At 43.0% G+C, this 14,118-nt stretch carries 11 protein-coding genes and 1 pseudogene; 8 read left to right on the forward strand and 4 right to left on the reverse strand.

Annotation, left to right across the window (positions count from 1 at the left end; all coding sequences use genetic code 11):
• Positions 1-171: 171 nt before the first annotated feature.
• Complete coding sequence (locus ACEN8J_RS05460) at positions 172-4,758, forward strand: fibronectin type III domain-containing protein (RefSeq protein ID WP_495594327.1); 4,587 nt, start codon at positions 172-174, stop codon at positions 4,756-4,758.
• Positions 4,759-4,807: 49 nt separating this feature from the next.
• On the opposite strand, the gene ACEN8J_RS05465 is transcribed toward ACEN8J_RS05460, so the two are convergent.
• Entirely contained in the window at positions 4,808-5,317 is a 510-nt protein-coding gene (locus ACEN8J_RS05465; RefSeq protein WP_029515400.1) for a discoidin domain-containing protein, read from the reverse strand.
• Positions 5,318-5,534: 217 nt separating this feature from the next.
• Between ACEN8J_RS05465 and ACEN8J_RS05470 the strand changes: the two genes are divergently transcribed.
• The gene (locus tag ACEN8J_RS05470) at positions 5,535-5,906 is read left to right on the forward strand and encodes a hypothetical protein (protein WP_029515399.1); all 372 of its coding nucleotides are present in this window, start codon (positions 5,535-5,537) and stop codon (positions 5,904-5,906) included.
• A gap of 280 nt (positions 5,907-6,186) precedes the next feature.
• On the forward strand, positions 6,187-6,888 hold the full coding sequence (sigK, locus tag ACEN8J_RS05475; RefSeq protein ID WP_013311218.1) for an RNA polymerase sporulation sigma factor SigK: 702 nt from the start codon (positions 6,187-6,189) through the stop codon (positions 6,886-6,888).
• Between the two features lie 158 nt (positions 6,889-7,046).
• On the opposite strand, the gene ACEN8J_RS05480 is transcribed toward sigK, so the two are convergent.
• Both ACEN8J_RS05480 and ACEN8J_RS05485 read right to left on the reverse strand, forming a co-directional pair.
• Complete coding sequence (locus ACEN8J_RS05480) at positions 7,047-8,021, reverse strand: alpha/beta hydrolase (protein WP_029515398.1); 975 nt, start codon at positions 8,019-8,021, stop codon at positions 7,047-7,049.
• Entirely contained in the window at positions 8,018-8,647 is a 630-nt protein-coding gene (locus ACEN8J_RS05485) for a TetR/AcrR family transcriptional regulator (protein WP_029515397.1), read from the reverse strand. Before ACEN8J_RS05485 ends, ACEN8J_RS05480 begins: the two co-directional genes overlap by 4 nt.
• Positions 8,648-8,869: 222 nt before the next feature.
• Here ACEN8J_RS05485 and ACEN8J_RS05490 point away from each other — a divergent pair.
• Positions 8,870-9,028 (forward strand): annotated as a pseudogene (locus ACEN8J_RS05490) (sigma factor); the annotation flags it as partial.
• Positions 9,029-9,152: 124 nt separating this feature from the next.
• Entirely contained in the window at positions 9,153-9,614 is a 462-nt protein-coding gene (locus ACEN8J_RS05495; protein ID WP_049816884.1) for a 2-thiouracil desulfurase family protein, read from the forward strand.
• 103 nt (positions 9,615-9,717) lie between these two features.
• Here the strand turns inward: ACEN8J_RS05495 and ACEN8J_RS05500 are convergent, their stop codons facing one another.
• Positions 9,718-10,467: a YdcF family protein gene (locus tag ACEN8J_RS05500; RefSeq protein WP_495594328.1), complete on the reverse strand. Its 750-nt coding sequence runs from the start codon at positions 10,465-10,467 to the stop codon at positions 9,718-9,720.
• A 216-nt stretch (positions 10,468-10,683) separates the two neighbouring features.
• Between ACEN8J_RS05500 and ACEN8J_RS05505 the strand changes: the two genes are divergently transcribed.
• From ACEN8J_RS05505 to ACEN8J_RS05515, 3 genes are all read left to right on the forward strand, one after another.
• Complete coding sequence (locus ACEN8J_RS05505) at positions 10,684-11,571, forward strand: DMT family transporter (protein ID WP_029515395.1); 888 nt, start codon at positions 10,684-10,686, stop codon at positions 11,569-11,571.
• A gap of 143 nt (positions 11,572-11,714) precedes the next feature.
• Positions 11,715-12,905 (forward strand): copper amine oxidase N-terminal domain-containing protein, encoded by a 1,191-nt coding sequence (locus ACEN8J_RS05510; protein WP_029515394.1) that lies wholly within the window; start codon positions 11,715-11,717, stop codon positions 12,903-12,905.
• A 207-nt stretch (positions 12,906-13,112) separates the two neighbouring features.
• Positions 13,113-14,108 (forward strand): ABC transporter permease, encoded by a 996-nt coding sequence (locus ACEN8J_RS05515; protein WP_029515393.1) that lies wholly within the window; start codon positions 13,113-13,115, stop codon positions 14,106-14,108.
• The last annotated feature ends 10 nt before the right edge of the window (positions 14,109-14,118 follow it).

Below are 14,118 nucleotides of genomic sequence, written 5' to 3' on the forward strand. Positions count from 1 at the left end.
TCTGTTTACATCCTGCTTGGAACGAAGTATAATAGCTTCAAAACATACTCGTGATATAGAGGAAGCACCTCAAACCTAGGCATTAACGCCTTCGTTTGAGGTGCTTTTTCTATTTTACTCGAAGCGAGTTTGTAAAACTCTTTGAAAATAAAATAAAGTAAGGAGAAGTGTATGTATCGAAAAAATAAGCGAAAGGTAAGGAAGTATAGGAAGTGGGTGTATGGATTTTTGGCTGTAGTCCTACTATTAACGATGATTCCCATATTTCCGGAAAGGGTATCCGCTGCTGCTCAGGAGATCATTGGGGGCCCTTTTTGCCAAAACAATTTGCCGGGTGGAGGCGATAGTTGGGGTTCTTGGTCAGGAAATGGGATAGGAGCAACAGAAGTATACACTGGCACGGGTTCGGCGAGGTATAAATGTGATGGGACTACACAGCCGACAAATCGTTTTATTGATATTGGAAGATCTATTAAGGCTTCGGATTACAAGATTTTTGTTTATATTGAGGGGTCTTATCATACCGATATATATACGTCTAATGCCGCCGCAGGCGACAGTTGGAGGCCTAACGGAACGAATCTATATACATGGATTAATGTAAGGAAATTCTATGCTGATAGCTATTACCAGGGAAAATGGATAGATATCACCGACTCAATTACATTAAGGGATGTTCGCTATTTCAGAGCGATGGGAACTAACCAACAGACAAGTAATGAAATATCCAAGTTTGGGGTCCGTGTTATTCCCAAATCGGACCTCATGCCTAAACCACCCCAGATTCACGCAGACGCAGAGGGACAAGCTGTTACAGGGTGGACCAAAGACCCTGTAACCGTGTGGATCGATGGAGATGTGGCTCCTGAAGGATTAAAATACTATGAATATAGTCTGAACGGAGGAGCATTTCAGCCATACACCGGGCCTTTCACTGTCTATGACCATGGTGTAAATACAATCTATGCCCGGACAGTGGATGTGAATGACCAGTATAGTGGCCTTTCTTCCGGGAATGTCCGAATAGACAAGATGCCACCAACTCCCCCTAGCATAGAAGCAACAGGGAATAGTAATGACTATACGATTTCATTACAACCAGGTGTAGACGATTATTCTGGACTAGCCCATACTCAATTTCGTATGACAGGCGTTGTGAATCAGGATTGGCAGGATTATAGTGGAGTGTTTCATGTAAATAAAGATGGTAAAAGCACGGTTTATGCACGCTCCATTGACAGCGTCGGTAATGTGAGCCGAGAAGTAAGCAAGGAAGTCACTATTGATAAAAAGGGACCGACTGCTCCTGTCATCCGGACTAGTGAAACAGGCCCAACGAACCGTGATGTGAATATTACCATTGATTCAGGAAGTGACCCTACAAATGGAATTAAGATGACACAGTATCGCTTGAGTCCATCTGGGGAGTGGTTGACCTACAAGGGTAATTTTACATTAAACGCAGAAGGAATTTACGAATTATCAGCACGGACGATCAATAATCTTGATGTGTCTAGTTCAATCGTAACTCAATCGGTTATGATTGATCGAACCAAGCCAACGGCTCCAAAAGTTACGTTTTCCGAGGTGACGATACCTACTCGATATACCAATAAGCCAGTTCAGTTCGCTCTATCGGGTGCGACGGATACTACAGCAGTACATTATGAATATCAATTAGGTTCTGGCGCTTATGTGTCTGGTTCATCGGGAATATTAAAGGGTTCGGGGGTCATAAAATTGACTGCACAAGCTGTAGATGCAGCTGGAAATCGAAGCGATCCGGTGTCCGCGGTGTCTTATATTGATTTGGAACCACCGACGATCCAACTGACGCCGGATTCGCGTGAATGGAAAGATACTCATATTCCTGTAAGGATACGATATGCCGATCAGCATTCGGGGATTGAGTCATCCACAATGCAGTATAAAATCACGAACAGCCCTGATTCACCCGAAAACTGGGATGCTGCAGCCGACACAACAATCCAGATGGATCTTTCAAATGAAGGTGAATGGTATGTTCATGCCAAGGTCAAAGATAGGGTGGGTAACATTTATGAAACGGTTAGCGGTGCACTTCGCATTCAAAACCAGCCCCAGTCGGTTGTGCTCTCTGCGACATCCGTACGAAATACAGAAGCTGATTTGCAGTGGACACTCCCGTCGGCCCTTGATGATGGTTACGTCTATACAGTCCGAAATATAACAACTAATGAGGTTTGGGATGTTACGCATCCGACAAATTCTTTTACAGATAGAGGGCTACAAGGAGGACGGCAATACGAATATGAAGTGCGTTCTAGTAATCATGTAGGAGGCAATGCGTATTCCAATCGAGTCCGTGTATTAACGTTACCTGATGCTCCTGATCATATCCAGTTACGACCTGTCTCTCGTCATTCTACAGAAATCATGGCTGACTTTACGCCAGTTTCATCAGCTAACAGATATAATATTACAGCAGCAGACGTAAGTACGGGAGAAATCATATTTAAGGATACGGTTACACAGGATGTGTATAATCCAATTACGGGAATGAAGCCTGGTAAATATTACGATGTTTCTGTATCAGCTATGAATGACACTGGAGAGGGTACAGCAAAGCATGTATCTTTTCTAAGCCTACCAGACAGCCCGAACGGATTCCGGAATGTAACTGTAAGAGAAGATGGAATCGACTTGAAGTGGAATTCTGTAATCACTGCCACCTACTATGCCCTAGAACGTAATGAAGTATCGGTTTATAACGATGTGTATACAGAATTCACCGATACTGATCTTCAGGCGGGAACAGAGTATGGTTATAATGTTTCCGCTGAAAATGCAACAGGATTCGGAGACTTTGCTCATCTGGGAGTCATCACTTTACCTGATCGAGTAACTACATTATCGGGTGTGACGAAGGATGTGTATGCTATCGGTGTTGAGTGGCAGGATGTGCAGGGGGCTGAAGGATACATCTTGAATGTTAACGATGAACCGAAGGTGCGGGTTGCGCGTGGTATTCATTCTTATACTTTTGAGGGCTTGCCAGCGGGCAGGTCTGCCAATATTAAAATACGAGCCTACAATCGAAGTGGTACGGGTAAAGATACTTCTATCAACGCATTAACACTACCGATTTCGGCTGTACAACTTGCAACTGTAGATGTTCGCGAGCACGATGCCACATTGATATGGGCCCCGGTTGATGGGGCAACTCAATATAAGGTGACGATCAACGGTCAAGATTATTATAGTACGGAACCACGTGTGGTTATATCTGGTTTAACAGGTGGGAAAAACTATGATTTTCAAGTGAGCAGTGGGAACAGTAGTGGTTTCAGCCAGCCAGCGTTGGGTGAGCTGCTGACACGTCCTCCTGAAGTACAAAATGTTAATGTTACAGAACTTGAGGCTGGCCTTATTTCACTGAGCTGGGATGAGATCAAGAGCGCTTATCAATATACTGTAACCCGTAAAGATACGGGGGAAGTTTTTAACACCAGAGATGCCCATATTAAGCTTTCAGGTATCCAGCCTGGTATGATTTACTCGTTTGGTATACAGGCCGTGAATACAACGGGGGCAGGTAATTTAGTTCCGTTTACGTATCGCGCTTTGCCAGGTCAGATATCAGACAGTAGATTGACTGTGAAAAAAGTAACAGATACCGATTTGGTTGTTACGTGGAAAGAAGCTCCGGGTGCAGATGCCTACAATGTCTACCAAAACGAGATGCTTATCGGTCATACGACCACCCATGAATTTAAAGTAGATGGATTGGATAGTTCTACATTGTATCGTATTACCGTCAAGCCATTGAACACAAGTGGTGAGGGTAAGCAGACAGAAGGTGAAGTGGAGACGCTGCCGTCTCCAGCATTTGCGTTTTCGAAGATGGAAACAACGAATAGTGAGTTTATCATCCATTGGGAATCTGACCATGAGAATGATATTTTCGTCCTCGCCAGTGAAGGAGGAACAGAGCTATATCGTGGTAAGGATCGAGGCTATATCTGGAGACAGCTTAAAGAGAAGCGGTTGTATACAGTTCAACTTTGGGCAGAAAATAGTCAAGGAAAACGCACAGAGGCAAAACAAGCGAATGGCAAAACAACGGGTAATACTGTGGAAGCAGGTGGCGGAGCAGGAGGGGCGGAGAGTGTAAAACCGATTCAGCCTGTTATAAAGGAACCGATAGAAACAGAGCACATTCAAGATTCAACCGTTGAAAAGAAGCCAAATCGTTTTAGTGACATTGATCGGATATTTAATAGAGAAAAAATAAATGTGCTTGCTGATTTAGGTGTAGTAAAGGGAACAACCCACACGCTATTTGAGCCGAACAGACCTGTAACACGTATGGAGTTTACCTCTATGCTGGTCCGTTCCTTGAAATTACCGCTCGAAACGGATGTGACTTTAGGCTTCGAGGATATCAATCCATCGGCGTGGTACGTTGATCTGCTCAAAACGGCGATTAAAGATCAGGTTGCTCGCGGGTTTAGTAATAGAGAATTTGGCCCAGATCGGGTCATTAACCGTGAGCAGGCGGCTAAAATGGTGAATAACATTGTCAAGGCTACACCACAGCAAGAAAGCAGTGCATACTCAGATTCCTCTCAAATTGTAGAGTGGGCCAGAAAGGATGTACTTGGTCTAACCGAAATTAATTTAGTACAAGGATATCCAGATGGTAGCTTCCGTGCCAAACAGGAGGTCACACGTGCAGAAGCAGCAGAGATGATTTATAACATGCTTCAAATGAAATAGAATGAATCAAGGGGCGGCGTTGGCCAGCCCCTTTTTTGTGTATACTAACTTATTCCGCAATAGCGGGGTTTAGATTGGATGCTCTGTAGGCAGGAACGCCATTAATGAGTGCGGTTCTTAGCTGAATATATCGTATACCATAATAGGAGGTTGTACTACTCATCCCGGAGGAAAGTACAGTTATTTTATAATATGAAAAAGGAATCTCATTACTAAATTGATAGGTTGTTTTTGCAGTGGTTGGCAAAGTTTCGACTTCACCTAACCTAAACCAATTTTCTCCGTCTCTAGAGCCGTGAAAAGAAAATGAAAGTATAAAAGCTCGAGAAGATGGCTGAGCTAAAAGAATATCATTGATCGTCTTACCTGTATCTAATTTGAAGATGATTTCTCCACCTTTACCGTTTAAGCTGCTTTCCCAATAGAGATTATTATCAATTAAAACATTTTTCGGAAAAGTATTTTTGGAATCTCCGTTGGTTGATACATTTTCCTCTGCTATAACAACAGGATCCATGGAAAAAGTATAGTTGTCTGGATTTTGACTGAATTTTGCCATGTTGAAATTCCTCCTTAAGTTTAATTTTTGAATGTGTTGAAAAGGTTGATATATATCATTTATATGAAACTCTCTATGAATATATTCCTTGATCATGGAATGCATACTAGTGTTTAAGCGGTCTGACATCATAATAGCAAACTCATTTGCGGGCGGGGAGTTGCATGTTTAGAATATAAATAACTAAATGAGGTGCGAGAAAGGAAATGGATCGAATATGAAAATATACACTTATTATTTGGGAAATGGCATATTCCCTTTGGATTGGGAAGTTTGTTTTAGTACTGTTGAGGAATATAAAAGAAAATTATTTGAGAAGTACACCGCTTCCCAAGAATACAATGATTTTGTAATAGGCGGATTTAATGTGCTTACCGACAAAATAGATGCGATTTTGAATTATGCTTTAGAGAACTTTCGAAAAGAATTTCCTCATAATTATGAGTTGCGTTGTCCGGCTATGATATTCCCGTTGCCAAGAGGTGATGAAAGTAATGGTGCTGAGTTTGCTATTGTTTTAAAACGTGATGAAGATGGAGATACAATGGTCTATTCTCCACTCCCATTGTCATATTTAGAAAGAAGTTAATACTCTGCTGAGAGAAAATGGGAAACCAATTGTTGGATAATGTAAGGCTATTCCGGGTTTTCCTCTGGCTATATGGAGTGCGTTGATTTGTGTCGAAGAGATCTCTATGTTTCGAATTAAGTATTGGAGGTTGCTCCAGCAAGATATCCGGCAAATTGTTACGGAGCAGTTTTCGGAGTACAGGCACGGATGGGCACTTGCCTACATACAATAAACAGACCGCAAGCCCGGTAAGTAACAAAGGCCGGTAAGTTCGCAACTACCTCAGGAGGTGTCATCCGTGCCCGGACTATTTAGCGCTATCGCTCTGTTCATCAAGGAATTGACGCTACTCGTTTCCTACGTGAAAAACAACGCCTTTCCGCAGCCATTGACTGAGAAAGAGGAAGCTCGACACCTAAAGCTTTTTGCCGAAGGCAACGCACACTCTCGTAACACACTCATTGAACATAACCTACGGCTGGTGGCCCATATTGTGAAAAAATTCGATAACACCGGTGAAGATTTGGAGGACCTTATATCCATCGGCACCATCGGACTGATCAAGGCCATCGAAAGCTTTCAGACCGGGAAAGGCACCAAGCTGGCAACATTTGCAGCCCGTTGTATAGAAAATGAAATCCTGATGCATTTACGATCCCTGAAAAAAACACGCAAAGACGTATCACTTCACGATCCTATAGGGACTGATAAGGAAGGCAACGAGATTACTTTGATTGATATCCTCGGCACCGAGGCGGACGATATTGTAGATAAAGTACAGCTCAAAATCGAGAAGAGTAAAATCTATCGCAACCTGGATATTTTAGATGAGCGTGAAAAAGAAGTAGTTATTGGTCGATTCGGCCTGGAAGCCGGAGGTGAAGAACGTACACAGCGGGAAATCGCCAGAGAGCTGGGGATTTCGCGTTCGTATGTGTCCCGCATTGAAAAGCGTGCATTAATGAAGCTGTACCATGAATTTTACAAGCAGAAGGGGTAATGGATAAGGAGATATATGAACCCACTTGAGGCCCTTTACAGGGCCTTTTTAGGTCTTTTTCATAATTCAATTACTTGCTTCTTTACGCTGAAAAGCGCTAGGGAATTTTCCTATAAGTGTGGTTACTCGTTCAGCTAGTTGGCTCTCTTGGATTGAATTTATTTCCCTACATATTCATCCAAAAAGTGATCTACTCTTTTGAAATATTCAGTGGGGTAATGGTTGATGGCATCGATGTGCTCCGTATTTTGCGGGTACCATACTTCTGCTTTTGGGTTATCTTTTAAGGACTCGTAAATAATTTCTGTATTTTTATAACTAATTTGCTGATCTCCAGTACCATGAATGAGCATAACTGGCTTGTCTTGCATCTTTTTTACCGCATCCATAGGAGATATGGAATCAAGATCAACCTTAAAGGCCCAATTTGCCATCCATGTCGATGTATAACTGAATGGAAACGCAGGTAAACCTGAAAAGAAGGGCAAACCCTCTCTCAGAAATAGACCAGCATTACGAAAAGGACTATCCGCAATTACGGCTTTGATGTCATCACTTTCACTTGCGGCTAGCAAAGAAGTAGCAGCACCCATTGAAAAACCGATAACTCCAATGTTATCACCCGTATGGTCTCTCGATTTTAAATAGCTTACAGCTCCTAGCAAATCATATTTTTCATTGAGGCCCAGCGTAATCAAATCACCATCGGACTTACCTTGTGAACTGAGGTCAAATGCCAATACATTGTAGCCTTTCGGAACGAAGTGCTCTACTAACTTTTGGGTCCGCCCTTTGACTAAACGATTGCTCGTATATCCATGGACGACAATAATCGTTTTACTACTTGATTTACCAGAAAGACCACTTGCAGGAAAGAAGGAACCTCTAATCGTATTATCATTTTTTTCACTCTTGAACTCGACCTCTTCATAGGGAGTTTTATCGATATTCAATCCGTAGCTGACATTAGTGTCTCTAGGATGGTGCAACAAGGTGTCTACTACTTTATAAGATATAAAAAATACAAGAGCCGTCACAAGCAAAAGCACGATCCCTAGGCTCCATAAAATTTTCTTTCGTTTTTTCACACGAACGTTAAATGTCAGATCGGGTTGTAATGATGCTTGACTCATTCAGACTCCTCCAGTTTTTCTTTAGGTTGTATGGGTGCGAACAAATAAAAGGCATGCCCCTTCAGATTTTCCCACTCGGGATGATGAATAATACTTTCTCCAAGAGTTAAGCCCACTCCATTTAAGAAAGAGATATAGGCACGAGAGATCATTGCTGGAGAAAAGCTTTTGTTGAATTCTCCCATTAACTGTCCCTTGGCATAGACGCATTCGATCGCATCTGTCATTACCTTTATACTTTCAAGGACCTTCTGTGTAAGTTCGGGGAATTTTACTCGTTGTCCTAAGACAGATTGAACAAGCCGCAATTCATTTATATAGGAGTAGATATGGTTGAATTGTTCTGTCACCATGCTCTTAATCAATACGCCCGGCGTCCCCTCTTGTTGTAGACAAGCAAGCGATTTCGCCTGAATATCAGCCAGCGGCTCAAGGACAGCGGCGTAGTATAAAGCTTCTTTGCTGGGGAAATATTGAAAAATGGTTCCAGGAGTCACTCCCACACTCTGCGCTATGATCGCCGTTGTGGTGTTAGAATATCCACTTTCTGCGAACAGGACAACAGCTTCTTCTAGGATACGTTTACGCCGCTCCAGTCTTTTTTCTTCATTGATGGGTCTTGCCAAATGTATTCCCCTCTCTTTAAATTAATTAAATGATCGATTATTTAATTAATAATATATCTTAAATTATGACATATAGCAAGAGTGATTTTATCTTACTTACGAGCAGGATGAACCTCAACATATAAAAATAAGCCGGAGGCTGCTCAACATGCGCCTCCAGCTTGTTTGTTAGGTTATTTTGGATGAGTACACGCTCCGCCTTTCTTAAATTAATAAAACAATGAATATTTGGAGGATCTCATATCCTTCGGTACCATCGGCCTGATGAAGGACATTGAAAGCTTTCAGACTGGGAAAGGCACCAAGCTGGCAACATTTGCAGCCCGTTGTATAGAAAATGAAATCCTGATGCATTTGCGATCTCTGAAGAAACACGCAAAAACGTATCACTCTTACGGAACGCGGACGTAGAGGCGAGTCAAAATTTTCGTACGATGACTCTACGAGGAAATTTGTTTATACTTTAACTACTTAATAGGAATACAATGGATATGAGGTGGAACTAATGATTCTGGTAAGTTCGTGTTTGGCAGGCATGAAGGTACGATATAACGGGACGGATAGCCTGGATGTACATATTCAGAAGTTGGTAGAGGAAAAGAAAGCTGTGACAATCTGTCCTGAGCTTTTGGGGGGCTTTGTGACTCCGAGAGAGCCTGCTGAGATTGTTGGAGGGACAGGCGAGGATGTGCTGAACGGCACAGCTAAGGTGGTCGAGTTTTCAGGCAACGATGTCAGCGATATGTACATTAGGGGTGCGTACGAAGCCTTGAATATAGCCAGAGAGGTTAACGCAACGCATGTTGTTTTAAAAGAAAACAGCCCGTCCTGCGGATCAGCAGCAATATATAATGGGTCATTCGAAAATCGTAAAATAGCTGGTAACGGGGTAACCTCGGCTTTGTTAAAAAAGGAAGGATTTAAGGTCATATCGGAAGAACAAATTTCGGATATTTTCTTGGATTAGAATATGTAATGGTAGATCAAGCGCCTTGCTAGCTTACAGGCTTATACCTGCGAGCGCAAGACGCTTGTTTGTGCTGTGTGATGCTATACGATTAGACATCATATTATTTAAGCTTTAATGCAAGGATTCCCAGGTATTCCTTGAAGGCTGTTCCGGTTGTAGACATGGCCCCAGCAGACGGCGAGAGTTTGCCAGCATACAGTGACAGCTCTTCACTTGCCAGATAGTCGGTAGGATAAGCTACGACCTGCATGTCTGCACGCTGAAATTCCAGTGCAGCACGTGGCATATGGAAAGCGGAGGTCACCAGAACAGGCCTAGTGAGTTGATGTTTTTTTAAAATTTGCGATGTATATACGGCATTTTGCTGTGTGTTCAAAGAACGGTTTTCGATCAGAATGTCCTTTGCCGGAATACCGAGTCCTAGCAACTGCCTTTGTGCAATATTCGCCTCATTACCACTGTCTCCAAACACTTGCCCGCCGGAGAAAAGAATGGGTAAGCCTGTTGCTTCATGCAATCTGGCCGCAGTGAGCAGTCGATTGGCCGCAGATCCTAGCAGATTACCTTGTCCATTGATGTCGGGGGTTCCTTCTGTGGCTCCGCCCCCAAGTACGACAATGACATCGCCTTGAATGGTACGGGGCTGTGGGTACTGTTTTTCTAAGCTACTGATTAACAAATCTCCAGCCAAATTGGTCGAGGAAACATACAGCAGCAATATGACAAGAAGCAGTACGACCGCAGGTTTACGTGCCCTTTTCCATAGCCAAATCACGAGCCCTGCCATCACGAGGATGAACAAACCGGGAGGGAGCACAAAGCTGTACAAAAATTTGATAATATAAATCAAGTGCAGACAACCTCCTATCCTTATAAGCCTTATCTGTCTTTTTGGTATATTGTAACATAGGCAACTGACTGGATTCCTCTGTCCGAAGATATGCCTCGATGAACAAGCGGGCATGAAAGGTGAGCTTTCCACTACATATTTTTTGTTTGATAAAGTTGTTCTGTAGGCGTAGTATATAAAGTCTAGTGATTTTTTTCATAGAGGAGCGATAGCGTCATGGGAGAGTTAACGACAGCCAAGCGGATGATGATGATCGCGCTACTGGTTGTATTGTGGGGCATTTCTTGGCCCATTTATAAAGTTGCATTGGAATTCACACCTCCACTATTGTTTGCAGGACTACGTACACTGCTGGGCGGTCTGCTATTGGGAGTGATTTTAGTACCGAGATGGAATCGCATTCGTTGGAAAGAAAATTGGCGGGTGTATGCTATTTCAGGTATTTTTAACGTGGTATTGTTTTATGGTCTGCAAACGGTGGGACTGATGTACGTCCCCTCTGGCTTGTTTTCTGTGCTGGTATATCTCCAGCCTGTACTGGTCGGCATTTTTGCATGGATGTGGCTAGGGGAAGCGATGTCCAGACTTAAAGTGCTTGGATTGGTCATCGGATTTTTGGGCGTTGCGGCTGTCAGTGTCGGCGGATTTTCAGGACATGTGGCTGTGGCAGGTGTAATCCTCGCCATTATTACAGCCGTGAGCTGGGCATTGGGAACGGTATATGTGAAAAAGGTAAACCAGCGTGTGGATTCGCTGTGGCTGGTTGCATTTCAATGTACACTGGGAGGCATCGTGCTGACGGGAGCTGGAACGGTGACGGAAAGCTGGGCGGATATCGTATGGAATGTCCCGTATGTGTCAGGGCTGATATTCGGCACGGTGCTGGGAATTTCACTTTCCTGGTTACTGTATTTCACACTTGTTAACTCAGGCGATGCGAGCAAGGTTGCATCTTATACGTTTTTGGTGCCTGTGATCTCGGTGTTTGTCAGCTCGTTGGTGCTGGGCGAAGCGATCACGGCTTTCCTGCTGATCGGGTTGATCTTAATCGGGCTTAGCATTTATTTGGTTAATCGCAGAGTGAGAGTAGTACGGCAAGCTTGAAAATAGGATATGGTACAAGCAAGGACTCTGCGCAGGTAGCAGGGTCCTTTTTTAGAGGATTTTAACACCTGTCCGGCGAATTTTTAGGAAGAATGAAACGGGTTCGGCTGAAACGAATTTGATCTATAAGGAGGGGGTCAAGCATGATCCAGCTTCAAAATGTCAAACGGTATAAGTCTGCCAAGCGGATAATAGTTGCATTTGTTTTATTGGCAAGTGTGGCAATCGGACTGAACGATGGAGAGTTTGCTCAGGCAGCGGGAACTTCTGCATCTATAAAGCAAGGTCAGAGAACTGCAAGTGTCCGTGTTTATTTTAACGGAAATATGATGTCGTTTCCCAAAGGAGAGTCATTCATAAACAAGGGACAGGTCATGATTCCTATTACAGATGCTGCTCTGCCAGGAATAGCCACGGATTATGACCCCAAAACACAGACGCTTACACTTACCAATGGTATAGCCAGTCTGGGTTCCGGTCGAATAAAGGCTAACTCCAATATAGGTTTTGTACATAACAGGAAGGTTACTTACGACGTTTCAGCCAGTAGCATTCGTGGAACGCTTTATGTTCCTCTGGCATTTATCAGTGATGTGGTCGGAGGCAAGCTCGAATGGAAGAAAAACGAACGAATGGCTAGCATAAGCTATCCTCAGTTGGTTGGGGAATCGGAGGAAAGCAAGGGCTATTTGCTGGATGCAAGCAGCGGAGTATTGTACCATAAAGAGGATGGCGGCCGTATCCGTGCGCTTAGTCCAACAAATATTAAATTGAAAGAAGATTATTTTGGCATGACGAAAATCATATCAACCAAGGTTACGGAGGATGCAGATTTGGTTACGGTATGGCAAGCGTATGGCGAGCCCATGATTAATGACGATTTTTATACGCTGTTCGTCCAGAAAGGCAAGGTACTTCGTCAGGCAAAGGCTCATTATTGGAATTTTAATGCCAACAATATCAAGCTTTATAATGGTAAAGCAGTCATGAACGATGGACAGACCGTTCGCCTGATTGGCGCTAATGGTTCTGTAAAAGAAATATGGAATATGGGGAAGCTTTCCGGTCGTTTGAAGGACAGCTTTGCGGTGGAAGGCATGGGCGAGGGGTTTATTCTTGCCAGATCGAATGATGAGGGCTTTTTAATATTAATTAATCTTAAAACCCACCAGTCATTGTTGGTGTATGAGTTGCTTCAATTAGCTCCTGAGCAACTGAACGGATTCAGGGAAGATGGTATTAAGTTTATCGGTCAGAACAAAAATGACGGTGAACTGCGCTTCGAGCTACATGATAGTAAAGGACGGCCTCAAACGTTCAAATATGCTTTGTGAATGGGTTTAAGGCGTCGATCAGACGCCTCATATTACATAAAACTTCACAAATATCCGAATTGTTCACTCCTCAGGTCACTCCTTTGTTCATGAAGCATGAGAGGCTTCACTTTTTATTTTGAATGCGCTTACATAAAATATAGTTATACGGCGGCAGTGCTACAAACCTTGCTGTCGGCAACGTATACAGAGGGGGAGTGACTCACATTGAATCAGCCTATGCCCAAAAATTCTGCAATGCTTACAGCGGATTCCCGCCTGAACGGTAAGAGGCTGGGAACGGGTAGAAAACACGGTTTTTTCTATGAACTGTTCCGCAATCGAGTATTATTTCTGATGTTGTTGCCCACTTTAATTTTTTTCTTCATTAATTCCTACATTCCTATGGTGGGTATTTATTATGCATTTACCCAGTTCGACTTTAATACCAGTCTGTTTGATGCCAAGTTCGTCGGACTCCAAAATTTTCGCTTTTTATGGCAATCCGGCACGCTGACAAAACTGACATTGAATACGGTCGGATACAACGCAGCGTTTATTTTACTTGGTAACGTGTTAGCGATTGTTCTCGCTATTTTACTAAATGAGCTGCGAGGCCGCTACTTTAAAAAGATCGCTCAATCTGTGATGTTCCTGCCTTATTTTGTTTCTTTCGTTATTCTAAGTGTCATCGTGTATAACATATTTAATTATGATAATGGTTTTCTGAATACGCTGCTGCTGCAACTTGGTGGTGAACGCGTGGATGTATACAACAAACCATGGGTATGGATTTTCCTGATTATCCTGTTCTATTTATGGAAAAATCTTGGCTACAGTATGGTGATCTATCTAGCAGCGATTACAGGTATCAGTGACGAATATTATGAGGCAGCTAAAATGGATGGAGCCAACATTTTTCAACGAATCTGGTACATTACCGTTCCTATGCTTAAATCGACATTCGTTGTGCTGCTGTTGTTTGCGCTTGGTAGTATTATGAAAGGACAATTTGATCTTTTCTATCAGTTAATCGGCAACAATGGGGTGCTGTACAATACGACGGATATTTTGGACACTTATGTGTACCGATCGCTGAAAGTGACTTTTGATGTGGGTATGGCTTCGGCGGCAGGCGTATACCAATCATTGTTCGGCTTTGTACTGATCATGACCGTGAACTATATCATCCGTAAGTTGAACGACGAGTATGCCTTATTCTAGAAAGGAGGAC

This window comes from Paenibacillus sp. Paensp38, assembly GCF_059491915.1.

What these genes read in the sequence shown, in the direction of transcription:
- ACEN8J_RS05505 (WP_029515395.1), top strand. Translation starts at nt 10,684, where the DNA reads ATGGGAGAGTTAACGACAGCCAAGCGGATGATGATGATCGCGCTACTG.
- ACEN8J_RS05465 (WP_029515400.1), bottom strand. Translation starts at nt 5,317, where the DNA reads ATGGCAAAATTCAGTCAAAATCCAGACAACTATACTTTTTCCATGGAT.
- ACEN8J_RS05460 (WP_495594327.1), top strand. Translation starts at nt 172, where the DNA reads ATGTATCGAAAAAATAAGCGAAAGGTAAGGAAGTATAGGAAGTGGGTG.
- ACEN8J_RS05510 (WP_029515394.1), top strand. Translation starts at nt 11,715, where the DNA reads ATGATCCAGCTTCAAAATGTCAAACGGTATAAGTCTGCCAAGCGGATA.
- ACEN8J_RS05470 (WP_029515399.1), top strand. Translation starts at nt 5,535, where the DNA reads ATGAAAATATACACTTATTATTTGGGAAATGGCATATTCCCTTTGGAT.
- ACEN8J_RS05480 (WP_029515398.1), bottom strand. Translation starts at nt 8,021, where the DNA reads ATGAGTCAAGCATCATTACAACCCGATCTGACATTTAACGTTCGTGTG.
- ACEN8J_RS05495 (WP_049816884.1), top strand. Translation starts at nt 9,153, where the DNA reads ATGATTCTGGTAAGTTCGTGTTTGGCAGGCATGAAGGTACGATATAAC.